General features: G+C 63.3%; 21 protein-coding genes and 3 pseudogenes. 10 read left to right on the top strand and 14 right to left on the bottom strand.

What is annotated here, in order from left to right:
- Nucleotides 1–79: 79 nt before the first annotated feature.
- Both AC3A6B_RS19395 and AC3A6B_RS19400 read right to left on the bottom strand, forming a co-directional pair.
- Nucleotides 80–751 (bottom strand): annotated as a pseudogene (locus tag AC3A6B_RS19395) (integrase core domain-containing protein); the annotation flags it as partial.
- Nucleotides 752–1080: 329 nt separating this feature from the next.
- The gene (locus AC3A6B_RS19400; protein ID WP_487838295.1) at nt 1081–1299 is read right to left on the bottom strand and encodes a hypothetical protein; all 219 of its coding nucleotides are present in this window, start codon (nt 1297–1299) and stop codon (nt 1081–1083) included.
- Between the two features lie 1024 nt (nt 1300–2323).
- Between AC3A6B_RS19400 and AC3A6B_RS19405 the strand changes: the two genes are divergently transcribed.
- Both AC3A6B_RS19405 and AC3A6B_RS19410 read left to right on the top strand, forming a co-directional pair.
- Nucleotides 2324–3715 (top strand): esterase-like activity of phytase family protein, encoded by a 1392-nt coding sequence (locus AC3A6B_RS19405; RefSeq protein WP_487838296.1) that lies wholly within the window; start codon nt 2324–2326, stop codon nt 3713–3715.
- An 87-nt stretch (nt 3716–3802) separates the two neighbouring features.
- Nucleotides 3803–4909 (top strand): endonuclease/exonuclease/phosphatase family protein, encoded by a 1107-nt coding sequence (locus AC3A6B_RS19410; protein WP_487838297.1) that lies wholly within the window; start codon nt 3803–3805, stop codon nt 4907–4909.
- A gap of 417 nt (nt 4910–5326) precedes the next feature.
- On the opposite strand, the gene AC3A6B_RS19415 is transcribed toward AC3A6B_RS19410, so the two are convergent.
- A complete protein-coding gene (locus AC3A6B_RS19415) occupies nt 5327–7117 on the bottom strand; it encodes a SulP family inorganic anion transporter (RefSeq protein ID WP_487838298.1) in 1791 nt (596 codons plus the stop codon).
- A gap of 126 nt (nt 7118–7243) precedes the next feature.
- On the opposite strand from AC3A6B_RS19415, the gene AC3A6B_RS19420 reads away from it, so the two are divergent.
- Both AC3A6B_RS19420 and AC3A6B_RS19425 read left to right on the top strand, forming a co-directional pair.
- Nucleotides 7244–7912 carry a hypothetical protein gene (locus AC3A6B_RS19420; protein WP_487838299.1) on the top strand — a complete coding sequence of 223 codons (669 nt, stop codon included), beginning with the start codon at nt 7244–7246 and terminating at the stop codon, nt 7910–7912.
- 171 nt (nt 7913–8083) lie between these two features.
- Nucleotides 8084–8971, top strand: coding sequence for a DUF3616 domain-containing protein (locus tag AC3A6B_RS19425; RefSeq protein ID WP_487838300.1), 888 nt, complete (start codon nt 8084–8086; stop codon nt 8969–8971).
- Nucleotides 8972–9089: 118 nt separating this feature from the next.
- Here AC3A6B_RS19425 and AC3A6B_RS19430 read toward each other — a convergent pair whose 3' ends face one another.
- The 4 genes from AC3A6B_RS19430 to AC3A6B_RS19445 form a co-directional block, all read right to left on the bottom strand.
- Complete coding sequence (locus AC3A6B_RS19430; RefSeq protein ID WP_487838301.1) at nt 9090–9377, bottom strand: Hpt domain-containing protein; 288 nt, start codon at nt 9375–9377, stop codon at nt 9090–9092.
- Nucleotides 9378–9508: 131 nt separating this feature from the next.
- Nucleotides 9509–10153: a pyridoxamine 5'-phosphate oxidase family protein gene (locus AC3A6B_RS19435; RefSeq protein ID WP_487838302.1), complete on the bottom strand. Its 645-nt coding sequence runs from the start codon at nt 10151–10153 to the stop codon at nt 9509–9511.
- A gap of 12 nt (nt 10154–10165) precedes the next feature.
- Nucleotides 10166–11197, bottom strand: a complete 1032-nt coding sequence (locus AC3A6B_RS19440) for a carbon-nitrogen hydrolase family protein (protein WP_487838303.1) — start codon at nt 11195–11197, stop codon at nt 10166–10168.
- 569 nt (nt 11198–11766) lie between these two features.
- Nucleotides 11767–12042 (bottom strand): hypothetical protein, encoded by a 276-nt coding sequence (locus AC3A6B_RS19445; protein ID WP_487838304.1) that lies wholly within the window; start codon nt 12040–12042, stop codon nt 11767–11769.
- 322 nt (nt 12043–12364) lie between these two features.
- Between AC3A6B_RS19445 and AC3A6B_RS19450 the strand changes: the two genes are divergently transcribed.
- Entirely contained in the window at nt 12365–12718 is a 354-nt protein-coding gene (locus AC3A6B_RS19450; RefSeq protein WP_487838305.1) for a hypothetical protein, read from the top strand.
- 192 nt (nt 12719–12910) lie between these two features.
- Here AC3A6B_RS19450 and AC3A6B_RS19455 read toward each other — a convergent pair whose 3' ends face one another.
- Nucleotides 12911–13159, bottom strand: a complete 249-nt coding sequence (locus AC3A6B_RS19455) for a hypothetical protein (protein WP_487838306.1) — start codon at nt 13157–13159, stop codon at nt 12911–12913.
- 19 nt (nt 13160–13178) lie between these two features.
- Here AC3A6B_RS19455 and AC3A6B_RS19460 point away from each other — a divergent pair, with 19 nt between their 5' ends.
- Nucleotides 13179–13382, top strand: coding sequence for a DUF2905 domain-containing protein (locus AC3A6B_RS19460; protein WP_487838307.1), 204 nt, complete (start codon nt 13179–13181; stop codon nt 13380–13382).
- 189 nt (nt 13383–13571) lie between these two features.
- Here the strand turns inward: AC3A6B_RS19460 and AC3A6B_RS19465 are convergent.
- Nucleotides 13572–13736 (bottom strand): annotated as a pseudogene (locus AC3A6B_RS19465) (IS30 family transposase); the annotation flags it as partial.
- 281 nt (nt 13737–14017) lie between these two features.
- Entirely contained in the window at nt 14018–14299 is a 282-nt protein-coding gene (locus AC3A6B_RS19470; RefSeq protein ID WP_487838308.1) for a DUF1330 domain-containing protein, read from the bottom strand.
- A 444-nt stretch (nt 14300–14743) separates the two neighbouring features.
- Between AC3A6B_RS19470 and AC3A6B_RS19475 the strand changes: the two genes are divergently transcribed.
- The 3 genes and pseudogenes from AC3A6B_RS19475 to AC3A6B_RS19485 all read left to right on the top strand — a co-directional run bounded on the left by AC3A6B_RS19475 (nt 14744) and on the right by AC3A6B_RS19485 (nt 18655).
- The gene (locus AC3A6B_RS19475) at nt 14744–18091 is read left to right on the top strand and encodes an AAA family ATPase (RefSeq protein ID WP_487838309.1); all 3348 of its coding nucleotides are present in this window, start codon (nt 14744–14746) and stop codon (nt 18089–18091) included.
- Between the two features lie 168 nt (nt 18092–18259).
- Nucleotides 18260–18379: pseudogene (locus AC3A6B_RS19480) on the top strand (DUF4124 domain-containing protein); the annotation flags it as partial.
- 12 nt (nt 18380–18391) lie between these two features.
- The gene (locus tag AC3A6B_RS19485; RefSeq protein WP_487838360.1) at nt 18392–18655 is read left to right on the top strand and encodes a hypothetical protein; all 264 of its coding nucleotides are present in this window, start codon (nt 18392–18394) and stop codon (nt 18653–18655) included.
- A 31-nt stretch (nt 18656–18686) separates the two neighbouring features.
- Here the strand turns inward: AC3A6B_RS19485 and thpR are convergent, their stop codons facing one another.
- The 4 genes from thpR to AC3A6B_RS19505 form a co-directional block, all read right to left on the bottom strand.
- A complete protein-coding gene (thpR, locus tag AC3A6B_RS19490) occupies nt 18687–19280 on the bottom strand; it encodes an RNA 2',3'-cyclic phosphodiesterase (RefSeq protein ID WP_487838310.1) in 594 nt (197 codons plus the stop codon).
- Nucleotides 19228–19533, bottom strand: coding sequence for a hypothetical protein (locus AC3A6B_RS19495; protein ID WP_487838311.1), 306 nt, complete (start codon nt 19531–19533; stop codon nt 19228–19230). The genes thpR and AC3A6B_RS19495 overlap by 53 nt, the downstream gene beginning before the upstream one ends.
- Before the next feature lie 382 nt (nt 19534–19915).
- Nucleotides 19916–21382, bottom strand: coding sequence for a heavy metal sensor histidine kinase (locus tag AC3A6B_RS19500; RefSeq protein ID WP_487838312.1), 1467 nt, complete (start codon nt 21380–21382; stop codon nt 19916–19918).
- A complete protein-coding gene (locus AC3A6B_RS19505) occupies nt 21360–22040 on the bottom strand; it encodes a heavy metal response regulator transcription factor (protein WP_487838313.1) in 681 nt (226 codons plus the stop codon). The genes AC3A6B_RS19500 and AC3A6B_RS19505 overlap by 23 nt, the downstream gene beginning before the upstream one ends.
- A 309-nt stretch (nt 22041–22349) precedes the next feature.
- On the opposite strand from AC3A6B_RS19505, the gene AC3A6B_RS19510 reads away from it, so the two are divergent.
- Nucleotides 22350–23336, top strand: a complete 987-nt coding sequence (locus AC3A6B_RS19510) for an aldo/keto reductase (RefSeq protein ID WP_487838314.1) — start codon at nt 22350–22352, stop codon at nt 23334–23336.
- Nucleotides 23337–23471: the final 135 nt, after the last annotated feature.

Raw genomic sequence — 23471 nt, forward strand, 5'->3', positions numbered from 1 at the left:
CTGCGAATCGCACAGCAGTATGGAGGAACACGGAGCGACAGCCCGTTCTTGATCTTGCCCCCGTATTTCAGGACACGGGCTATTCGCAATGTAGCGTCTGCTCGATCTGAGCAAGGCGCTGGTGGGCAGCGCGATGCTGCCTGAACTCCCTGAGTGATTTCTTCAATGCCGTGTGCGGATGCACCTCATTGAGGTGCTCGAAGGCTGCGGCCATCTGCGCCATCACCGTTCTCGCATCGGCAAGGTCCATGCGGCTGACGTAGTCGCGCTTGAACGTGTTCACGAAGCTCTCGGCCATGCCGTTGCTCTGGGGGCTGCACACGGGCGTGTTGACCGGGCTCAGGCCCAGTTGTCGAGCGATCTGTCGAGTCTCGGCCGCGATGTAGGCGCCCCCGTGGTCCGAGAGGAACTCCAAGGCGTGGGTACTGGGAACACCCTCGACGCCGCCGAAGCGCTTCTCCACGGCCTCGATGAGCATCTCGCGCACTGGCTCGCCCGGCAGCCCTTTGCCCTCCCATGCCCGATAGGCCAGGATCTCGCGGTCCCTTCGGTAGCAGCAACGCATGGGCCGCCATCACGCGGTAGATGCGCTTGGCATTGACCCGTGAGCACCAGTGTTGGCCCTATGTCGGTTCACCAATGCGCAGGCACGCCGGTAGCCATAGGTCGGCAACTCGGTAATCTGGGCCTTGATCTCGTCGAGCAAGGTCACGTCGCTTGCAGACGCCGTGCGTCGTGTCCGGGCGTCGGTCGGCGCTTGCTCGTCGCAAGCGGGCACTGGCGTCTGCGCAACCGTAACGCTCGATGGCAGCCTCAATCCAAGCAAGGAACTTGCGTGCCCGTTTAAGCTGTCCAGCGCTCAACATTTCAAGGTATGCCGAAGAACATTTTTGCTGATGGCACAGGCCAGGCGGGTGGATGCGGCCGGATCTACAGGATCCGCGTATCTTCCAGCTGGAAGTGAGAAGTCACCTGCGCGTCAGAGTGCAATGCGAGGATATGCAGTGACGGTCGTGGACGCTGGTAGGGAAATGCAACTTGCGCTTCGAATCCCGAGGTTCCCGATGTCCGCGACCGTCTCTACAACAGGCCTCGGTTCTGGCTTCCGTGCGCCAGGCGTGCTGCCCGGTTGCAAAACAACGGTGTATCGGAATAGCGCAGGGTTCCGCGTACGCGGGACTCGTCGCGCTCCAGTCGCTGCACCGCGTCGCGAAGCTGAAGAACATCGGGATCGTGCTCTCCGTACCGGGCCTGCATTCGCACGAGGAGGTGCTGCAGGCGAGCTTGATCCTTACTCATCGCATCGTCCTTATAGGGTGGAGAAGCTGCCGGCGGGATTGGGATTGAACTGCCACACCTAGTCGCTAAGCTCGACTCTATATCTCAACAGCTGCCAGGGTCGGGGTGGTTTTTGTTTCGAAACGCAACTCGCTGCGAAGCGTTCTTGCACATGCATGTCTCGAACACATAGGCGGTGACCGCTATGCGGCCCTGTCGTGCGGCTCTCCGAGGCACCTCGCCAGCGAAATTCATCCGGCGGCGCTCGGCGCGCTGGCGAGCGCCCGGATGCGGCCGCCTCTCGGCGTTCCGACAAGTTGGGACAGGTTGAAGGAACGGGGTGCCGGAAGAGCCTCGTTCATCATCACGCTGGACGATGAGACCATCGGGACCCAGCCGGCATGGCCGGGGCAACCGGATACCGCGTTGTGGTCGATGCCGGACGTTGCCGCATTAGAAGATCCGGAGAAGACGGCCTACGGGGCAATCCAAGTCCTCTACGCGCTGCGCCGCAGACTCGAGTTGTTCGTCAACCTGCCACTGGCCAAAGGCGACCGGGCGTCCCTCCGAGCCGATGTCCGGGACTTGGCGACCATGAGATAGCACAGCCGCGGCAGCCCCGCCTGCTCTCAAGGAGCAAACGCAGGCTATGCACAGCAGGGTTGCCAGTTGCTGCTCTACAGGCAAAATGGCTTCGGGCCGGTCACACTTGGGTCATATCGGCTTACCAAGCTTGAGTCTCGATTCAACACGAGTTGGCAGAGGCTCATCGCTCCATCCCCTTTGCCTGCCGTATCGGCGCGAGTGCCTGCGCTTGGCGCTTGCGACGTCCGGTCGCGTAGCGCTCGGCAGCTTCACGGCGACGTGTGCCGGCGGAGGGGACGCGGACTCGCCGGCGGCGCTCGGACCTGGGTCCGCAGGTCGAACTCATCCTGCCCTCACCGGCGCGCTGCTGACGCGAGCGATTGGCTCACACGCATGTCAACGGCTTGACACAACACATGGCCAGCATCGCGCGCATTCCATCACTCGATCGAGGAATGACATGCGTTCGATCCCATCCGCCGTGCGGCGCGCTCTCACGCCGCTCACCGCGTCCTTGCTGCTGAGCGCCGGTGCCGCTCATGCGCAGATGCTGATCGGCTGGGCCCAGATGCCGGCCGCCACCTTCGCGGACGGGCCGACGTCCGGGCAGTTCACCGCGCCCAACACCTACGGCACGAATGTGCCGCCATACGTCGGCAAGCAGCCCGTTCAGGGCTTCTCGGGCGTGCTCGACGGGCCGCGCAAGGACGTGTTCCAGTTCTTGGTCGACAACGGCTTCGGCTCGCAGGCGAACTCGGCCGACGCGCTGCTGCGCAGCTATGCGCTGCGCATCCTCTGGCGCACGCCCAAGGGCGGCCGAGGCACGATCGAGCCGGCCGACCTGGGCAGCGGCAAGGTCCGCCCAGGGTTCGACGCGCGCACCCGACTGCAGTTGAACGATGCACACCGCAAGCTGACGATCCCGATCCAGGCCGACTACGCGAACTACTACAACAATCCAGCCAAGGCGCCGGTCGACCCCGGCATCCGTGCCGCCCGCCTGCTCACCGGCGCCGACTTCGACGTCGAGTCGTTCCGCCGCGACCGCGAGGGCAACTACTGGTTCGGCGACGAGTTCGGCCCATACCTGATCAAGACCGACGCGAACGGCACCGTGCTGCGCAGCGAGATCCCGCTGCCGGGCGTCTACGCGCCGCAGCACAAGGACGTGATCGCGGGCAAGGTGACGGCAAACCTGCCGAGCTCGGGCGGCTTCGAAGGCATGGCGATCAACAAGAGCGAGACCAAACTCTACACGCTGCTCGAAGGCCAGGTGGCTGGCGATCCCGACAAGACGCGCCGCATCAACGAGTTCGATCTCGCGCGAGAACACTACACCGGTCGCAGCTACGCCTACCCGCTCGATCCGAACGGCACCAACATCGGCGACATGGTCGCGGTCGACGATCGCCGCTTCATCGTGCTTGAGCGCAACGGCAGCACGGCCACCTCGCCGAATCCGACCCCATTCAAGAAGGTGTTCCTGATCGACCTGCAGGGCGTGCCCGACGGCGGCACGGTGCGCAAGACCGAGCTCGTCGACCTGATGAACCTCGCCGATCCGTTCGACCTGAACGCCGACGGCCAGAGGACCTTCACGTTCCCGTACACGACGATCGAAGACGTGCTGATGCTTGACCCCCGCACGCTACTTGTCGTCAACGACAACAATTTCCCGTATGGCGGTGGACGCGAACTGGCGTCCGACAACACGGAACTCCTGAAGATCCGTCTGCCGTTCTCGCTGGCGAACGACGACGGTGATCAGGGTCATGACCACGGCCACGGCCACGGCCACGGCGGTCGCGATCGCGACCATCGCGGAGGAGGCTACGACTGGGACGACGACTGAGCACAGCCACGAGCGGCGCATCGTCAGTGCGTCGCAATCCGTTCCAATGATGCGTGCCCCACAACAGCGACGGAGGAGGATTTTTCGATGAAGGTACGTATCGCCACGTATAACCTGGAGAACCTGTTCACGCGCCCGTCGGCGATGCTAGAGGATTCCGAGGCCGGCCAACAAGCGATCGAGGATCACGCGCTGTTGAACGGCATCGTCCAGAAGGACAGCTACACGGCCGAAGACAAGGAGGAGTTGCTGCGCCTGGACAAGCGCTACCGGTTCTCCGCCCTGAATCCTCCAAAGAACGCGTTGTTGCAGTTGCAGCAGATCCGAGGCCCTCTCTTCAGCCGCCAGGGCGGCAGCCTGCACGTGAAGCCGAACGGCAAGCATGATTGGACCGGCTGGTTCGAACTGCTGCGCAAGGATGTGACCTGGCTGGCCGTGTGCAACACCGGGCGGGTCATTGCGGAGAGCAGTCCCGACATCCTCCTGTGCGTGGAGGTCGAGAACCGGCCCTCGTTGGAGAGGTTCAACGATCAGGTGCTGGGCGGGATGTACAAGCGCGCATTCCCTCATGTAATGGTGATCGACGGGAACGACGCGCGCGGGATCGACGTCGGGATCATGAGCCGCTACCCGATCAACGTGATGCGCTCGCACGTGGATGTTGCGGTAGACGGTTCCCGGGTGTTCTCGCGTGACTGTCCCGAGTACGTGATCGAGCTGCCAAATCAGGAGCGCCTGGTGCTGTGCCCCAATCACTTCAAGTCCAAGCGGGGCGGCAACGACGACGACGCCCAGGCGCTGCGCACGCTGCAAGCCACGACGGCTGCGCAAATCGTGCGCAATGCCGAAGCGACGATCAGCCAGTACGTGGTGCTGGGCGGTGATCTCAACGACACCCCCGACAGCGCGCCGTTGAAGCCGCTGTTCACGGATGGGTGGAAGGATGTGATGCAGCACGCCTCATATCCGACAGATCGCCCGGGAACGTACAACACTGGGACGAAGAATAACAAGATCGATTACCTGATCTTCTCTTCTGCACTGTGGCCGAGTGTCTCCAGCACGGGGATCGAACGGCGCGGCTCCTACCATCCGAATACTTGGGCGCCATTTGACACGGTGAAGAAGAAAGCCGACGAGGCATCCGATCACCATCTTGTATGGGCCGACATCGAGATCGGCGGCGCAGCCTAGCGAGTTCCTCTGGTGAGCAGGATTGCCTCGGGGTAGATTTCGAGGGATATTGGAGGGCGATCCTGTGTCGATCTTCGACGCGGTCTCTGACTGAAGAACGCGCTCGACTAGAGCCTACGTGCTGTCGGCGATGGCTGCTGTCGGCCGACCACGGACCGAGCTGTCGAACGGCTGCTACCGCTGCACAACCGCCGTTGATCGGTCGATGACGAGGGGCAGCAATAGGCCCATTCCAGAAGTGTGTAGCGCTAGATTCGATGCCCCAAACAGAGATCAGATCTGCCTCGAAGACCTTGCCCCTGAACGTAGCCGTTCATGAGCTGGCGACCTGCATACGACATGGGTGACAGCGACAAGGGGGCTGAGAACGGCCTGCCCTGAAAAGCTCAACGGAGATCGATGGCGGGCAGTATGAACTCAGCGCTTCTCGTCCTCCCAGTCCACCCAGTCCACCGGATGGGTCTCGAGATATCGGCTGACGGTGGCGCCGATGGTCGGAAAGAACGCCGCTTCCCCAAGCCGTGCGAAAAGCCCGAAGCGCTTCAGCTTGTCCTTGACGGGGTCCTTCATCTCGGCAAAGCACAAATGAATGCCTGCCGCGCTCAAGGTTTCGATCAACTCGGCCAGCATGTCTGCGGAGGTCACGTCCACGCTCGTGACCGGTTCCGCCGCAACGACCAGCCAGCGCACTGGCGTAGGCGATGAAGCCACGGCGTTGAGCACCCGGTCGTGGAACAGCTCGGCGTTGGCGAAGAACAGCGGCGCATCCCAGCGAAATAGGACCAGGCCGGGGATGAGACGCGCGTCGGGATAGCGCGTGATGTCGTGGTAGCCCTTGACGCCGTCGGCGCGTCCCAGAACCGCGGAGTAGGGGCGCCAGGCATCCCACAGGAATTCGATGATCGCAATCACGATGGCCAGGCCGATGCCCTCGATCGCGCCCAGCACGGCCACGCCGACGGTACAGGCGATCGAAAGCCAGAACTCCCAGCGCTGGATGCGATAGATTCGTCGCAGGTCGGTGACCTCGATCAGGCCGATAGCCGATGCGATCACGACTGCAGCCAGTGCGCTGGTGGGCAAGTTTTTCAGCAAGTCCGAGGCCACGACCAGCAGCAAGGCAACGGAAAGTGCTCCCACGACGCCGGTCAGCTGCGTCTTGGCGCCTGCCGCCTCGGCCACGGGGGTGCGTGACGAACTGCTGCTGATAGGAAAGCCCTGAAAAAATCCGGCCGCCAGATTGGCCGCGCCGAGCGCCACCATCTCCTGGTTCGGGTCGACATAGGTACGCGTGCGCGCCGCATAGACACGAGAGAGCACGCTGGTGTCGGCAAACGAGACAAGAGCGACCGCGCAACCGCCGATCAGGACGGGAACCATGTCGGCGGTAGTGATCCACGGGATGGCGAACGCGGGCAGGCCTTGTGGAAGGGCGCCGAGGACCGACACCCCAGCGCGTGCCGCAAGGTCCAGCACGCCAACGACAACGGTCGCTCCCACCACGGCGATCAGGATGCCCGGCAAGCGCTTGCTGCCCTTGAGCAGCAGGATGACCGCCAGGGTGCCTGCGCCGACCATGAACGTGGTCCAGTTGGTCTTACCCTCCAACACCGCCGTAGCGATAGCCCTTAGGTTTCCCAGCGGTCCGTCGCCCTCGATCGAAAAGCCGAAAAGCTTGGGCAGTTGGCTGATCAATACCGTCAGCGCGATGCCGTTCATGTAGCCGTAGCGAATCGGCTTGGAGAGAAGCTCGGTGACGAAGCCCAGGCGCGCGACTCCAGCGAGGATGCATACCGTCCCCGACACGATCGCCATCAGGCCGGCAAGTGCGACCGCGCGATGCGGGTCGCCGCCGGACAGCGGAAGGACGACGGCGAGAATGACGGCGGCCAACGAGGAGTCCGGGCCCAGCACCAGAATCCGACTGGGTCCGAACACGGCGTACGCGAGCAACGGAACGATGGTCGCGTAGAGGCCATAGATGCCGGGTACGCCCGACGCCTGCGCGTAGGCGATGCCGACGGGCACCAGCATCGTGGTCAGCACCAATCCTGCAACGATGTCGTGCCGCAACCAGGCCACTTGATACCCGCGCAGCGTGCGGAGTCCCGGCAGCCAACGGCTCCACCCGGTCTGATCGGCGGCCTTCGCCCGCCGCGCAATCCGGCCCGGTTCCGGGAGGGGGGACGAAGGATCCAAATTGCTCATACGCCGTTGGCCACTTGGTGGACAGTGCAGAGGCGCGTAAAGAAAGGCAAGGGGGAAGATACCGGGCGCTGACGGTTGCTTTAAAATTATGGTGTAAATCATTTACACCATATTGGCAAATTCTCAATGACTGACTTTGGCCCGACCAACAACGAAATGACTTCCACGCCCAATGACGCAACCGACCCGGCAGTGGTCGGCTCCGCGGACCAGCCACCGGCAGAGTCGACAACTCCTGCCGCAACGGCGCTGCCTTCGAATCCGCCAACCGCGGTGTCGGTGGCACGCAAAAGGCCGGCGGTCAAGAAGGCGCCAGTGCGCAAGCCCAAAGCAGCCGCGACGAAGAAGGCGGCCGCCAAGAAGGAGGCGTCGGTCAAAGTCGGCGTCGAGGCCGTCGCACCCAAAGAGACGACGTCGGCGAAGAAAGCAGCATCGAAGAAGGCAGTTGCGAAGAAGACGCGGCCACTGAAGGCCGTCGTCGCGCCGCCTCAGGTTACACGGCGTGCTGCTCCCCGTAGGGGGTTGACGACGTCTTTCCAGGCCACTTCCTCCGAGTCCGTGCGCGACGCAGCCAAAACCAAAGGCAAGCTCGTGCGAGACAGCTTCACGATGCCCCAGCAGGACTTCGGTCTGATTGCCATCCTCAAGGACCGCGCGCTAGGCTTCAAACGCCCCGCCAAGAAGAGCGAGCTTCTGCGAGCCGGGCTGTATGCGCTTCAGCAGCTCACCGACGCCCAACTGCGCGGCGCGCTTGATTCGCTGGTACCGCTGAAGGCTGGGCGTCCGAAGAAGTAAGCCATCCGAAGCCCGCGCCGCATGGTTCGGAATTTCGTTGGGGTGACCTCAGGAGGTTGCCGAAAGCAGAACAATCCGAGCTTCGACACGAGGCCACCCGATGAGGGATGAGCGGACGCATGGGTAGACAATGTTTCCATGGCGCACAAAGGACCTCCCGCTTTCCAGCCCTTGACCGGCATCTATGAGCCGTCGGCGATCCAGCAGTTGCCGGACGGGCGCTTCCTTGTGGTAGAGGACGAAAAGCGCCATCCCTTCAGTTTGGTGGTGATCGGCGCCGATGGAAGTGTCGACTGTACCGAACTGACTGCTGGACTGTTTCAGATCTTCAGCGACTTCTGGAAACTGGATGATCTCGAAGGACTTGCTTTGGACCGAGCAGGTTTCGTCTACGCCATCACATCGCATTCCCGAGATGACGAAGGCGACGAAAAGAAGTCTCGTGAACGACTGGTTCGGTTCCGGGTCGAGGGGAGTCGGGTTGCGGACCCCAAAGTCGTCGACGGATTGAAGCGCGCCCTGACGGCGAAGCATCCTGAACTGGCCACGGCAGCGAAGATCCGGGATGTCAAAGCCGGTGGCGGGCTCAATATTGAAGCGTTGGAGATCAGCCCGGACCAGCAACGACTGCTGATCGGCTTTCGCAGCCCATTGCACGACGGCCGCGCGATCATCGCCAGCGTCGAGAATCCACGTGGCCTCTTCGAGGCGGATGAGGTACCTCGGCTGGCGGCTGATCTCGATGAGCTGGATCTGGGCGGCCACGGAATTCGCGGGTTGTCTTACGTCCCCTCCATCGGCGAGTACCTGGTCATCAGTGGGCCGGTTTCGCGCGAGCCGGGCCAGTTCGCCCTCTGGCTCTGGAATGGGTCAGGTGGTGCAGCGCAACGTGTCGCGGTTCCAGGTCTTCAGGGTCTGGAGCGCGCGGAAGGGGTGAGCCCGGCCGTCATCGACGGGGTGGTCCGAATCATCATCGTCAGCGACGACGGGAATCGAGAGGCAGGGCGATCAGCGAGCTATCTGCTGTTGGACCTCGATCAACTGCAAACTACTCCTTGAATGCTTTGGCTCCGGTAGCTTGCCCCCAGGTCAAGGGGCCTCAGCAGATATGGATCGTCGTCCGGAGACAGCGTGATCGGCGAATGCGGCGAACGTACTGAACGGAACGGACTTGCCGTCATGTCGGTTCCTTGCGACCCTCGAAATAAGCAGCCAGGCGCATCCGTTCCTGCACGAACGCGGACATGCCGTCGAGAGCCGCCTTCCAGTCGCCGATGCGGCTGGCGCGCTCGATGTGCTCGCACGCGGCTGCGAACGCGGGCGCACCGACCATCTTGCCGGCGCCCGCCATGCGGTGGGCGAATTGGGTGACTTGCGCGAGGTCGCCGGCGCCCACCGCCTGCCCGAGTTCGGCCGAGTCGTCCTCGCAGGTTCGCTGGAAGGCTGCAAGAACCTCGGCCACCACCGACGTGTCGCCGCCGCATGTCGCCGTCAGGAGCGGCTGGTCGATCCAGCTACATGCCGGTCGCGAGCCGCGCAGCCTGCAGATCTGGTGGGGTGCTTGGCGATCGAGGATCCAGGGTTCAGCGTCTTGACCTACGACTCCTCGATCGCTTTGATGTAGTTCATGATGTCGATCGCCGGCATTTGCAATGCCTTCTGACGATCTCGCTCGGGCAAGGTATCGCGCACGAAGTCGATCTGCTTCCAGTTGGGAAACGGCGTCTCCTTTCCTGGCGTTGGTATGAACGGCGAACCTGAGACTCGCCGAAACTTGGGGATGTACCGAGGACAGTTCAGGAAGATCTCGCTGACGGCGACCCGGACCACGAACTGGGCTTCGGGGTACTCGGAGATCAGCGGGTCATCCTTCGTCACGGACGCCTCACCGCTGATCCTCAGGCGGTTGGGCTTCTCGAAATCGATGAACAGGATGCCGACCTTCGGATTCGCCAACACGTTGCCCATGGACAGGTACATGCCGTTGCCGTCATAGCACGGGAAGGCCAGCGTGCGCTCGTCTACGATCTTGACGAAGCCCACCGGACCCGCCTTGAAGGAGCAGCTTGGCTTGCCCGAGCCATCGGACGTCGCGAGAAAGAAGAAGTCCTTCGTTGCGATGAACGCGGTGTCCAGAGGGTTGAAGGTATCGTGGAGGTTATGGGCCTCGATGACATCCGCCAGCCGGCGCGTGTCGAATGCGTCCTGCAACTGGCGCTGACTGTCGTGATAGATGCTCATGCGGTCCTCCGCTCAGGCAGACATGGCCTGCGCCGCGGCGGGATCCGCCACAGGGGTGACCTCCACCATGTCAGCCGCCGGAGATGTTTGGACGACGACAGCTTCCCGCCGGGTCTTGTTCAAGAGCAACTGCGTCACGTCGGGCCGCGAATAGTGGCCGCTCGGATCGGCGGCCGCCTTGGCCAGTGAGATCAGCCCGAGGTCGATGTCCGCGACGACGAAGCCCTCTTCGGTCTCGGCCAGGTTCGTCCCGAGCGGAGAGCCGTCTGGCCCAAAGATGCGTGCAAAGCCGCCACCGGCGAGTAGCAGCTGTTTCTTCGTCTCATCGGTGCATAGCACGTCGACCATGGGGCTCGATACCGTCGCGCACGGCGCGATCACGAAGCATTGGCCCTCGGCGGCATAGAGCTGGCTGGCGCCATTGTTCACCTCCGGGCCGAGCGCGTAGGCGCCACCCCGGTAAAGGGAGAAGCTCGGCCAGGCGGCGCAGTGGATCTGCTCGTTCTGCGAATACATGGCGTACTTGGAGAGCGGCTGCAGATGCTCCCAGCAGCACAGCGAGCCGATGTTGCCGATCTCTGTTTCGCACACGCTGAGGTCGGAGCCGTCGCCCTCGCCGAAGACGGTGCGCTCGACGTGGGTGGGCTTGAGCTTGCGGCGTGTCTGGACGACGTTGCCCTTGTCATCGATCAGGAACTGGGCGATGTAGAGGCTTCCTCCTGCCTTCTCGCTGAAGCCCGATGAGATCCAGATGCGGTGCTTGCGCGCGGCATCCTTGATGCGCTCGAACTCAGGCGATCCGATCACCAGCGAGTTGTCGTGGTAGCGCTGCACGAACTGCATGCCCCAGGCCGGCGAATCCAGCCAGATCCACCAGGGGTAGCCTGGCAACCAGGTCTCGGGGAATGCCAGCAGCTGGATGCCTTCCTTCGCCGCGCGGCCCATCAGCTCGATGGTCTTGTCGATCGTGGCGTCGAGATCGAGGAACACGGGGGCGGCCTGAACCGCGGCGACGCGTAGCCGGGGGTGGGTCTTGCTTGCCATGATGGAGAACTCCGGTGGATTTCGAGCGTGATGCCCAAGAGGCTGAGGGGGTTGTCCCCGCCTCGTCAGCAGGGTGACCGAAGACTAGGGCGGCTTCGGCTTCGACGCTTGTCCGAGCGTTGCAGCGTTCTTGTCCAAAAGTCGCGCATCGTCGGATTTCGTTTCTGGCATGCATTCGGCACAAATGCCGCCGATCGACACCCCTCCGGCGTCGCCGTACCCGTCTTCAAGTTGAACGGTTTTCCTTCCTCCGCCGCTCTCAATCGCCAAGGCTGTTGATGGTGCCGATGGGGGCGGCAGCTTTGCGCAGCTTGCGACAATTCGTCAGAGTTGCGTGCCTTCACAGCGCGCTGGTCCGAGGTCACGGCCACGGGAGAATTGGCTCCACCCGGCTCGCGCAGAGCAACCTGCAATCGGGCTGATCGGTGCCAAGCAGGAATGATTGAGCTCGAGGCCTGCTTCGCTTGCTGGTGATGGCTCGACGACGCGGTCGAGGCGCTTGCGATTCAAGGTTTTTTTCTAGGACACAGGCGGAAGAGCAAGAACCCGAGCGCAGAAGACGCTGAGCCCTAGTCGGGCAATTGCTGGAGTTCGGTCATCGTCGCTCGCAGGGTGCCCAACGCTTTCACGGCGGCAGCGAACTCGCCCACTTCCACGCCCTCATCGCTCAGGCTCTGTAGTACGAACTTCTCAAAGGCGTCGCCGATCTTTCCCTCAAGCAGCTGGTGATCTTCGAGGATCAAATTTCCCAGCAGCAGCAGCTCCGCTAGCGCGCGGGCAGGCCGGCGATGAGAGCGTTCGAACTCGGCGCGCAGTGTGGCGATCTCATCACTGGTGGCCGTCATGAGCGTAGTTTGCTCCAGCCTTCAGCCATTCTCCAAACGAGATATTCCGCAAGCGGTTCGCAGCAGCTTGCTGGCAAAGGATGTACTGATCTAGGCCGGAAGTGCAGCGGACAAACACCATCGCTCGAAACATACTTTCCTATCCAAGTCTTGCTCGGGCCGACGGATGGAAACTAAAAAGCTGCTCGCGATTGTGGAGGTTGCACAAGCCAGACGGTTTGTATGTCAGGCTCCCGGCTGTGGCCGCACTGTTTTTCGGCAGCTTCATGTCGTCTTCCACAGCGGAGGAATCCTCGTACTGGGCGCAGGCTGCTACCGAAAGATGCTCGGCACCGAGGTCTCGGCTGGGCCGCTGCACAAGACTCCCGATATCCGCCGTCTCACCGAGCGAGAGTGCAGCTTGCTCGCAGAGAATCCGGCTCAGCTGATGGCGGAGTTTGACGCGGGACATGCCTCCGCCTTCGGCGCTCTATCGGCGCGTCCGGGCCCGCGCGACGCCAGCCGGCGCGCACGAATTCCTCACTTGCCCATTTGGACTCGACGTCAGTTTGGTGCGCAGGCGGAGAAAGAGGTTGAAGCGCAATACGGACGGAGCGCGGACCTCAAGGGCTGGCGTTCGCTGGTCGACCTCCGCATCAAGGAGCTTGCGGACAGGGTGACCGCGTCGAAGGCTTAGCGGCCCGGCAGGTGCTTGGGTGCAGATCTGACTCAGGATAGCGGGTCCGCAACCTGCCATGACTCAAGCAATTGTTGGGCTGCTGCCGTTTCAAAGACACCTTGTTAAGGTGGAAGCGTCCCTGCCGCATGACGGCTTGTCCTCCGGCACGCCTACCTGCAGTGCGCGCGCAGACACCTTGCGTGCGATCTTTTAGCCGGCGTGCAGGTCCATCGGATAGTGAATGCCGGCGTACACGCGCGAGTCGCCGGTCTGGCGGCCCATCTTCTCGTACATGCCATCGGTGCTTCGAAGCAGCGCGTCCATCGTGCGGCCGACGGCGCCGGAGATGCATGCGTGGTTGCTTGGGTACGACGGGAAGTTCGGCACACTGATCGGCAGCGTGATCTTCGAGTCGGCCTGCGTCGGTCGCCCTGCCGGGCCGCTACCGCTCGGCGCCACCCAGCGCTAGTATTGCCGTATGCAACGCTTGCTCATTGCGCTGGGCGTGCTCCTTGTCGTCGCGGGCCTTGCCTGGCCCTGGCTCTCGCGGCTGCCGTGGGGGCGCCTGCCGGGGGATTTCTCGATCGAGCGTGAAGGCTTCAGCTTCCATTTTCCGCTGATGACCTCGCTGATCGTGTCGATCGTCCTGAGCCTTCTCCTCTGGTGGTGGTGGCGCAAGTAGGCCCTCGATCCCTCAGGGCGTGTTCTCCCCTGAAGGTCATCTGGCTACGCGTGCTCTCCACGCCGCCCAGCCCCTCGCGGGCGCGGTTGGCAAATCAACTGCTGTATTCCCGAGCTGCCAAATCGGCCTGAACCATAGAACCACTTCTCCACAACATCGGGTTAGCAAAGTCCGAGAGGCAGTGCGAATTCAATCGGTGGATGCAACGGTTTGGCTGAACATCTCAGCCGGCGTTTGGAAGCCGAGGGTCTTTATCGGCCTCTCGTTCAATTGTCTCGCCGTGGCGCGGAGCTTGATCGGTGAGTAGCTCGAGATGTCGATGCCCTTCGGCAGATATTGCCCGAGCAGCCGGTTCGCATCTTGTGACCAGCTATCTCCTTGCCTCGTCTAGCGCCAGGGTTCCAAGCGACATGCCGCACTCGACCCAGATAGCGGGGCGCCTTGCAGAAGTCGGCAAGCGCGCCATCGACTTCCCACACGTAGAAACAATCGCGGTCGAGAAGCTCTTCGTAAATGCTTTCGAGCTCGTCGAGCAACGTGGGCTCGTAGGTTTGGGAGGGCGCCACCTTCTCGTGCGTGTAGATTGAGTACACGCCCTCAATGTCTTGAGGCTTGGCGAGTCGGCATTTGCCGACCTATTCTGCGAGGCCCTCAACACTTACAAGGGGGGCCGAACTGCATTCGTCACGGATGGACCTGCGGCCTTGGTAGACAGGGCCGTTGTAGAAGCTCTCCCATGCAGCCACCGAGGGAAACTCGATGATGACCGTTCGGCGTGGCGACCAGTCTCCCTCGTAGACCTTGTGTGCGCCTCCGCGCGCCAGGTACCTTGCACCAGCTGCTTCGAGGGCCGGCTTAACCTGGCGCATGACGTCTTGGTATCGCTCAGATGCGAGGTTATGGTGAGCAGAATGCACGGGGGATCCTCCTCTGTTTTCAGCGATGCCTACAATTTCGACTTGGCGAAGTAAGCGCCGTTCTGGCGGTGGTCGCAGTAGCCGGCCAACTGGCTTGGATGGCTATGCGGCACTTTGAAATTCGTTCGTCGCGATGACGTAAGCCGACTAAAAGATGAAGCGCGGCGAGTCGATCCGAGGCGTGGTGCTCTTCTAAGCGATGAGTTTCAAGCTCATCTCGGAGCATGTCTGCTTCGGCGGCGTGCAGCGCTTCTACGAACACGCGTCAGAAGTTGTCGGCTTGCCGATGCGCTTCTCGAGCCGATGCACTCGGCGGGCGATTGCGTTTTCGGCCGATCGGCGCACACTCTTGCGACGATCCGGGCCACCTGGGCCTGGCGGCCCGAGCGCCCATTCACACACGGCTGATCCGCCATCCGGCAACCAAACCCCGGGAGAACGATCTTGGACATCCCCACTTGGCTGCGAGGGATCGGTTTGGGCCAGTATGCCGAGCTGTTCCGGTCCAACGACATCGACGACACGCTGATTCTCCAACTGAGTGGCGACGATCTCAAGGAGATGGGCGTCGTCTCGCTCGGTCATCGCAAGAGATTGCTGGAGGCCATTGCGGCCCTTGGCCGTGCGCCTGAATCGGCGACACCTGGAGCCGTCTCGCCCGGACGTGTCGCAGACGCCCCCGGCTCGGCCGCCGAGCGCCGCCACCTCACCGTGATGTTCGTAGACCTTGTCGGCTCCACCGCACTCTCGACCCAGCTCGATCCGGAAGACATGCGCGAGCTGATCCGCACGTATCAAAACACGGTCGCCGGGGAGATCTCTCGCTTCGAGGGCCACATCGCGCAATTCCTTGGCGACGGCGTGCTCGCCTATTTCGGCTGGCCGCGAGCGCATGAAGACGACGCCGAGCGTGCAGTGCGCGCCGGCTTGGCCGTCACGGCCGCGGCTTCGCAGCTGATAACGCCCGCCGCAAAGAACCTGCAGACGCGGATCGGCATCGCCACCGGCATGGTCGTCGTGGGCGATCTCATCGGCGAAGGATCGGGACAGCGCCACGCGGTCGTGGGCGAAACACCCAATTTCGCGGCCAGGCTGCAGGGAATTGCCGAGCCCGGTACGGTGGTCATCGCAGATTCAACGCGCCACCTCGCAGGTGATCTGTTCGTGCTGCGCGATATCGGGGCGCAGACCTTCAAGGGGATCTCCAAGCCGACGGCCGTCTTTGCGGTGGTCGGAGAGCGCACGCTCGAGAGCCGGTTCGCGGCGAGACACGAGGGCGAAGTGACAGCGATCGTCGGCCGCGATCAGGAACTCGCCTTGCTGGTCGAGCGCTGGCGACAGGCCAAGACAGGCGAAGGCCAGGTGGTATTGCTCAGCGGCGAGGCCGGCGTTGGCAAGTCGCGAATCGCGGAAGCCGTGATCGAAGCAGCGCTCGCCGAGCCGCACTTTCTACTGCGCTACCAATGTTCGCCATACCACGCGGACTCCGCGCTCTATCCGATAATCCAGCAACTCACTCACGCGGCCGGCTTCACCGAAGACGACAGTGCCGAACAACGCCTGGAGCGACTAGAGGGACTGCTGGCCATGGCCACCGACGAGGTCAGTGCGGTTGCGCCGCTGATCGCTACGTTGTTGGGGCTCGATCCGACCTCGCGTTACGGCGCGAGCACGCTGACACCACAGCAGCGCCGCAATCGCACACTCGCTGCCCTCATCGACCAACTCACCGGGCTGGCCAGTCGCAAGCCTGTGCTCTGGGTCGTTGAAGACGCGCACTGGATCGACCCGACGACGCTGGAGATGATCGAGCTGGCGCTCGATCGTGTACAGGGAGCTCGCGTGCTTACGCTGATCACGTCGCGCCCGACGTTCGTCGCATCCTTCGGAAGTCATCCGGTGGCGACGCGGCTGGCGCTGAACCGGCTCGGCCGCGCCGCAACGCAGGCAATCGTCACCCGCATCGCGCGTGGCAAGCGCCTTCCCGAGGTCCTGCTCGACGAGATTGCCGCCAAGACAGACGGCGTTCCGCTTTTCGTCGAGGAGATGACCAAGGCGGTCATCGAGTCGGGGGTGCTGCGAGAGGACGTGGATGCGTACCACCTGGACGGTCCGCTCAGCGCGCTCGCCATCCCCACCACGCTGCACGACTCGTTGATGGCGCGGCTCGATCGGCTGCAGCCGGTGAAGGAGGTGGCCCAAACCGCCGCGGTGATCGGCCGCAGCTTCGACCACCAAACCATCGCGGCACTTTCGGACAAGCCCGCGGACGAACTCGCCAGTGCAATGCATCAGCTGGTGGAAGCCGAGTTGATCTTTCGCCGTGGCACGCCGCCGGAGGCGACCTATCTTTTCAAGCACGCCTTGGTCCGCGATGCCGCCTACGAGAGCCTGCTCAAGGCCAGACGGTTCACGCTGCATGCGCGATTGCTCGACGTGCTGGAGCGTCGGGGCGACGCGGCAGCCGAGGTCATGGCACAGCATGCCGAGGCGGCCGGCCTCACAGAACGAGCCATCGGCTACTGGGGGCAGGCCGGCACGCAGGCACTGGCGCGGCCGGCCTACAAAGAGGCGATCGTCAGCCTGGAGAATGCCCTTCGCCTGTGCCGCACGATGGGCCACGGGCTGCCCTGGAAGCGCCGCGAGCAAGGCCTTCACCTGCAGATCGGGCAAGCGCTGATCGCGAACCAGGGGTACAACGCGCCGGCTACGCTGCATGCGTTCGAGCGTGCACTGGCGCTGGCCGAGGAGATCGGCGATGTGTCTTTGCAACTCCCTGCGCTATACGGCCAATGGATCGCCCGCTATGTGAGCGGTGGGACTGCGCAGGGCGCCGAGCGTTACGCCGCACTCGCCGCGGCGCAAGCCGAGAGCGGGCCGAAGCTCGTCGGGCTGCGCATGCTCGCAGTCGAGCGCTTCTTCGAGGGTCGATTCAAGCAGGCGCTGGTGCTGTCCCGCAAGGTGCTCGACAGCTACGATCCGATGGCGCATCGCGATCTCGGCCTTCGCTTCGGCCAGGACCCGCGCGCCGCGGCCGCAACCTGGGAAGGATGGAATCTTTGGCACCTGGGCTTCCCCGATCAGGCTGCGCTGACAATCCAGGACAATCTGAGTTGGAGCCGAGAGCTCAACCACGCCAACACGACTGCGTATGTCTTGTGCTTTGGCGTCGCGGTGACCAACATGCATCTGCGCCGGCCGGAGCGCGTCAAAAGCGCCGCGCGCGAAGCGCTGCGCCTGGCCGAAGAGATGTTGCTGCCACTTTGGCATGCCCTTGCTCGGACCTATCTCGGCAGCGCCCTGTCGCAACATGACGCTGCACGCGGACTGGAGGAAATCGAGGCTGGCTTGGGTGAGCTTCACCAGCTGGGGATCGGATGGATGCGGCCATTGCATCAGATCATTGGGGCGGACGCCTGTTCCCGCGCCGGCCGACACGAACAAGCCTGGGCGCACAACACAGCGGCCTTCGCAGCCTTGGCCGATAGTGGCGACTTGTCTTTCGCCGCCGAGCTGCATCGTACGCAGGCGGCGTTGCTGCTGCGCGCCGATCGCGGCGCGCACGAGGCCGCCGAGACAGAGCTCAAGCGCGCACTGGAGATTGCGTATCGGCAAGAGGCACTCATGCTGCAACTGCGTGCCGCGCGAGACCTTGCGCGGCTGCTGGCCGAGCGCGGCGAAAGACAGCAGGCCGCCGACCTGCTCGAACCCATCTACGGTGCCTTCACCGAGGGCTTCGATACACCGGACCTTGTCGAATCCAAGGCGCTGCTCGACGAATTGCGGAACTGATGCGCTGGACCGCTGCGGCGGCTGACCGCGCTGGTACCGCACGCACATTCGTTGCAAGCCGCCTGTTCTGCTGTTCATGGGTCGTAGCTCCTCTGGCAAGGCGCGCCGGCTCCCCTGAGGCCTGGTGCCGTCGCTCCAGCGACAGTACCTCCTTCGCCGAGCACATCCGTGTCGCGGCAAGGGCCGTCGCCTCGCATCCAGCAGGTCACGAGGTGCGTGACAAACACTGGGCAGGCGACATATTCCGATGGGCCTTGCCCCGCTGGAGCGCGCGCCACCATCGTGGAGGTTCGGCCTGACATGAATCTGGCTGACGGCATGACTTCTCGCGCTCGAGAGACATCAATGCGGGAGAACCGGGTTGCCGCTCAGGAGCTTTCGGCCCACGAGCGCCGGGTGGCGATGAATGTTGACAGCACCGTCTGGGAGTGTGGTCAGCTTGAATCGCTGATTGCCTCTCTCGATGCTGCTGCTCGCCAGCCACTTCCAGGTTACGAGCAAGACAGGCTGCGCGGCGAACGCAAGCGTGCAAGAGACCGTCAATTCGCGCTCCGTTGCGGATGAAGGACCGTGGTCAGCGCGCCTAGCTCGCGCATCAGTAGCGCGAAATGATGTTGTAGCGGCCTCCCGTCGACTCCACAAAGACGTGACCCGAGGTGCGCCACTTCACCTCCAGTGGTTCAGGCGCTCGCATCAGGAATGAAGCAGAGTTGCCCGCGTTGCGCGCAAGCGTTATATGCGGAAGGTACGGCCGAGAATCCACGGGCAGTCCGCTGCGAACGAGCGTTTCGCTCAGCGCCGCATGCAGGTCGAGGAGCGCTGCAGGCGTGTGACTCGCGGTGAGCGCCACGAGGCCTCGGCCCCAGAGCTCGATGCGGTCAAAGGTGAGCTGGACCGGTCGAGAGGCGACGGCAAACGCGCCGATGAGCTCCGGCAGTCGGCCTCGAGGCATCTGCCCGATGAAGTGCAGCGTGACGTGGATGTTCTCTCGCGGCGTTGGGCGCGCAGTAGCTGGCCAAGGCAGTGACTGCTGCACCTTCGCGACGGCGTCCAGTTCACCTCCACCTGGCCATAGCGCCAGGAATAGACGGCTCGCTGGCAATCTCAGAAATTTGGACGGCACGCCGGAGCCAAGGTTATCCGCCGGGCGGCCTGAGCAGTTGGAAGTACGAATCCGGGGGAACTGCATCCCGTCCCTCGCAGCATGCTGCCAGAGCAGCTTCTTCGGCCTCGTCAAAGAGGTGCGCCAGCCGGCCTTCCTCCTCCGAGAGGCAATCTTCGGCGTCGGACAGCGCAAGACATTCACCGGCTCGCCTGAAATGGGCCTTTGCAATGTCCCAGGGGTCTACGCCGGCGCGTTTGAACACTTCCTGGGCGGCCGCCACTCCGCGCGCCCGCTTTTCGGGGGTTGAACCTTCAACATGTACAACCATTTCGGTCATCACACACCTCCAGCGCGCGTTGGCCGCAGCTGCCTGCAGCAAGCGACACGCGAATCCACATCGCTGGGCATATAGCGGCATCCACACTGTACTGCGGTTCGGCCGAGCGGCTCTGACGCGCGGATCTGCGGACCGCTATCGCGGAAATAGCCCCCGAACTCACCTTCTGGGCGCGGGGCCGTGGCCAGCTTCACGGAATGCGCTTGATCGCGTCGGCATTCATCGGATTTTCGATGGTGACGTTGAAGGTCGGCGGATCGTCCTCGCCGGATGTCGAGCATCAGCAGTGTTTCTCGGAACTGCCCATTCGCATGTCGCCATAAACTGCCCGAGCGGCCGCCGACACCGAGACCCTTGGCATGCAGAGTTCGCCTCCGGGCGATCATGCAGGATGTGTTCGAACTGACAGGGCTTGATGCGCCTGTGGGTGCTCTTTGCCGGGGGATGCGCTGTCTTCAAACACGTTCCTCGCTTGCGGCGGAGCCAGTGTGATGCCGATCACGGTACAGTTGGAATCGGAGCGGGCCCAGGTTCGCCCGCCGTGCATGCGCGCAATGGCCGCGACGATGGCCAGGCCCAGGCCGAAGTTTGCGCCGTGGCGGGTGCGCGAAACGTCGGCGCGGTAAAGCCGGTCGAACAAGCGGGGAAGGTCTGCCGGGGCAACCTGCGGACCTACGTTGCGCACCCCGAGTTGCGGAACCTCATCCTGCGTTTCGAGAAGCACCGTCACCACGGTGCCCGGGCTCGCGTAGCGCATGGCATTGCCCAGCAGGTTCGCCAACGCCCGCAGCAACAGCGGTTCGTCCACTGCGAGCACCAAGTCACCCTGCACCTCGATCGTCAATTCACGCTCGCTGGCCACGGGTTCGTGGTAGTCGAGCATGTCCTGGATCAGCGCTCGAAGGCTCGTTGCTCGGCCAAGGCGTGCCGTGTCTCCCCCGTCGGCACGCGCAAGAAAAAGCATGTCGTTGATCAGCGTGCCGATGCGCCGCAGCGTTTCGAGATTCGAGACCAGCGTGCCAGTCAGTTCTTCCACGCCACGCGGCCGGGACAACGCCAGCTCCGTCTTGCCGATCAAGGTGGTCAGCGGCGTACGCAGCTCGTGCGCCACATCGGCATTGAAGGCCTCCAACTGCGCCCGGCTCGAACGCAGGCGGGACATCAGTTGGTTGAAGTTCGCCACCAGCGACGAGAGTTCGTTGCTGGATGGTTCCAGCGCCAGGTGGCCCGGCATGGCGCTCCTGCTCATTGCCTCCGTCTGGGCGGCCAAGCGGTCCAAAGGGCGGAGCCCATGGCGAACCGCAAGCATGGACAAGGCCCCCGCCAGGGCCGCACCGATGAGCGTGGCCAAGGCCAGCATTTCGCGCAGCGAGCGCGCCAACTGGATGTCCTGCGCCACATCGATCGTGAAGCTGCCGTGCAGCACGGGGGCGCCGGCCTGCGCCGAACGCAGGCTGAAGCTGCGCGTACGCTGGTGGACGGAGAGCTGGTGCGGCTCGGCTAGTGGGTCCGCATAGAAGACGTTGCCGTCGGCATCGAACAGTTCCAGGCGGGTGCCCGGGCGCCTGGCGGCGTTGTTCTGCAATAGCGTGGCAAAGCGGTCGTCACCCGGGCGCAGCAGGAGCAGCGAGGTTTCGGTGAGCTTGTTCACCTTGAGCGTCAACAGACGCTCCTGCGCTCTCACCTGATGCGCAGACATTGCGAAATAAACGCACACCGACATGAGGCCCAGCAACGCAGCTGTCAGCAGCACCAGCCGCAACGAGAGGGCAGAGACGATGGAGGAGGGTGCTGTCTTGCGCGCAAGTTCCGGCTCGGGCCGCTGCTCAACTGCGATCTTCGAGTACATAACCCACTCCCCGTACGGTATGGATCAGCCTCAGGGGAAAAGCATCGTCGATTTTTGCGCGCAAGCGCCGGACCATGACTTCCACCATGTTGGATTCCGTGTCGAAGTGGATATTCCAGACCCGCTCCGCCAGCGTGGTGCGCGTGACCACTTGCCCCCTGCGGCGGATCAGTAGCGAAAGAAGCTGGAACTCTTTGGGACTCAGTTCGATGCGTTTTCCTTCCCGTCGGACCGAATGTGCGACGAAGTCCAATTCGAGATCGGCCACGCTCAGCAGGTTCTGCTCGACCAAGGCGGAATTGCCCCGCCGGATCAGGGCGACCACGCGGGCTTGCAACTCCGAAAAGGCGAACGGCTTGACCAGGTAGTCGTCGGCACCCGCGCTAAGGCCTTTGACGCGGTCGTCCACGCGGTCGCGGGCCGTGAGCATGAGCACCGGCGTGTTGCCATGTTCGCGGATTCCCTTGAGCACCGCGAAGCCATCGAGCCCCGGAAGCATGAGATCGAGCAGCACCACGGCGTAGCTTGCCGCCAGCGCCATCGCGCGGCCCTCCGGACCGGTCTGCGCCACGTCGACGGCATAGCCGCTCTCAGTCAGGCTCTGGCGCAGGTAGTCCGCCACACCCGCGTCGTCTTCAATCACCAGCAGTCTGTGCATCGCGCATTTCCGTCGTAGCCGTGCATTGTCCGGCAGCCCTGCATGGCGCCGGATTACGAAACTGTAATCAAAGCGTGATGCGGCTGTTACCTGGAATTGAAAGTATCGCTCCAGGTTCAAGCCGGCGCGTGCTAGCGGTGTCGGTGCCGGTACACACGAAGGCTGCAGATCAATCCAATGTCAGAAGCATCCACTGTGCAACTTTCTTCGCCGATATCGCTTTCCTTCGGCCGTCGCCGCTTTCTCCGCCAGAGCATAGGCATTGGCGCGGCCGCCGGGCTGCCCTGGGGCCTCGCCGATGCCCAGCCGATGCCCGGCGGCACGGTGGTGCCACGCTTCACCACGGCCGCCCCCGGCATCCTGACCAAGCGCGTCGAGCGCACCGGGGACGTACTGCCGGCACTGGGGCTGGGCACGTTCCTCACCTTCGACCTTCTTCCCGGCGCGCCGCGCAGCCACCTGGCGGAGGTCGCACGGCGCTATTGGGACGCTGGTGTGCGTGTGCTCGACACATCTCCGCTCTACGGCAGTGCCGAGACGACGGTCGGTGATTTCGTCAACGCCACGGGCAACAGCGACCAACTCTTCATCGCCAACAAGCTCTGGGTCACCGGCGAATTCCTGGCGGACGAGGGCCATGCTTTGAAGAGCCTGCGCGAATCGCAGTTGCGGTTGTGGCGAAGCAGCTTCGATGTGATGCAGTGCCACAGCCTTGTCAATGTCGATGTGGCCGTTCCGCTCATGAATATCTGGAAGAAAGAAGGTTTCACTCGTCTGGTGGGAGTGACGCACCACGAGAACGACTACCACGAGGTACTGGCCAGGTGGGCTCAGCGAAACGTGGTCGACTTCGTGCAGGTCAACTATTCGATCGCCAACCGCAATGCGGAGCGCACCGTGCTCGCTGCCGCGCAGCAGCGCGGCGTGTCGGTTCTGGTGAACATGGCCATGGAAAAGGGGCGGTTGCACAAGGCGATCGGCCACCACCCGCTGCCGGACTTCGCACGCGAGCTTGGGATCCAGAGCTGGGCTCAGTACTTCCTGAAGTTCGTCATGTCGCACCCGGCAGTCACCTGCTGCCTGAGTTCCACCGCCAATCCGGCCCATGCACAGGACAACCTCGGCGCGCTGCAGGGCCCCATTCCGGACGCCGCCATGCGCGAACGCATGGCGCGCCACGTCGAAGGGCTGCCGGGCTTCAGCCAGGTCGCGTCCCTCCCGTGGTATCCGGACAAACAGCAGCAATACCAGGGCCTGATCCGGCGCGCGCAGGCCGCACAGCGCGCACGCACCTGAATACGGCCGGTCCTTCATTCATCCAAGTCCACAAGGAGCAACAAAAATGCAACGCAGAGACTTCCTGGTCGCCGGCAGCGGCGCCGCAGCCACCCTCGCCATTGGCCGCCTGGCCCAGGCCCAGCCCAGCGCTGC

Source organism: Variovorax sp. Soil_C_33, assembly GCF_057656935.1.

Coding starts and splice junctions, on each gene's coding strand:
- AC3A6B_RS19400 (WP_487838295.1), bottom strand. CDS start 1,299: ATGAGTAAGGATCAAGCTCGCCTGCAGCACCTCCTCGTGCGAATGCAG.
- AC3A6B_RS19415 (WP_487838298.1), bottom strand. CDS start 7,117: ATGAGCAATTTGGATCCTTCGTCCCCCCTCCCGGAACCGGGCCGGATT.
- AC3A6B_RS19485 (WP_487838360.1), top strand. CDS start 18,392: ATGAATCTGGCTGACGGCATGACTTCTCGCGCTCGAGAGACATCAATG.
- AC3A6B_RS19500 (WP_487838312.1), bottom strand. CDS start 21,382: ATGTACTCGAAGATCGCAGTTGAGCAGCGGCCCGAGCCGGAACTTGCG.
- AC3A6B_RS19435 (WP_487838302.1), bottom strand. CDS start 10,153: ATGAGCATCTATCACGACAGTCAGCGCCAGTTGCAGGACGCATTCGAC.
- AC3A6B_RS19440 (WP_487838303.1), bottom strand. CDS start 11,197: ATGGCAAGCAAGACCCACCCCCGGCTACGCGTCGCCGCGGTTCAGGCC.
- AC3A6B_RS19410 (WP_487838297.1), top strand. CDS start 3,803: ATGAAGGTACGTATCGCCACGTATAACCTGGAGAACCTGTTCACGCGC.
- AC3A6B_RS19405 (WP_487838296.1), top strand. CDS start 2,324: ATGCGTTCGATCCCATCCGCCGTGCGGCGCGCTCTCACGCCGCTCACC.
- AC3A6B_RS19450 (WP_487838305.1), top strand. CDS start 12,365: ATGCTCGGCACCGAGGTCTCGGCTGGGCCGCTGCACAAGACTCCCGAT.
- thpR (WP_487838310.1), bottom strand. CDS start 19,280: ATGCAGTTCCCCCGGATTCGTACTTCCAACTGCTCAGGCCGCCCGGCG.
- AC3A6B_RS19460 (WP_487838307.1), top strand. CDS start 13,179: ATGCAACGCTTGCTCATTGCGCTGGGCGTGCTCCTTGTCGTCGCGGGC.
- AC3A6B_RS19445 (WP_487838304.1), bottom strand. CDS start 12,042: ATGACGGCCACCAGTGATGAGATCGCCACACTGCGCGCCGAGTTCGAA.
- AC3A6B_RS19510 (WP_487838314.1), top strand. CDS start 22,350: ATGCCCGGCGGCACGGTGGTGCCACGCTTCACCACGGCCGCCCCCGGC.
- AC3A6B_RS19505 (WP_487838313.1), bottom strand. CDS start 22,040: ATGCACAGACTGCTGGTGATTGAAGACGACGCGGGTGTGGCGGACTAC.
- AC3A6B_RS19420 (WP_487838299.1), top strand. CDS start 7,244: ATGACTGACTTTGGCCCGACCAACAACGAAATGACTTCCACGCCCAAT.
- AC3A6B_RS19495 (WP_487838311.1), bottom strand. CDS start 19,533: ATGACCGAAATGGTTGTACATGTTGAAGGTTCAACCCCCGAAAAGCGG.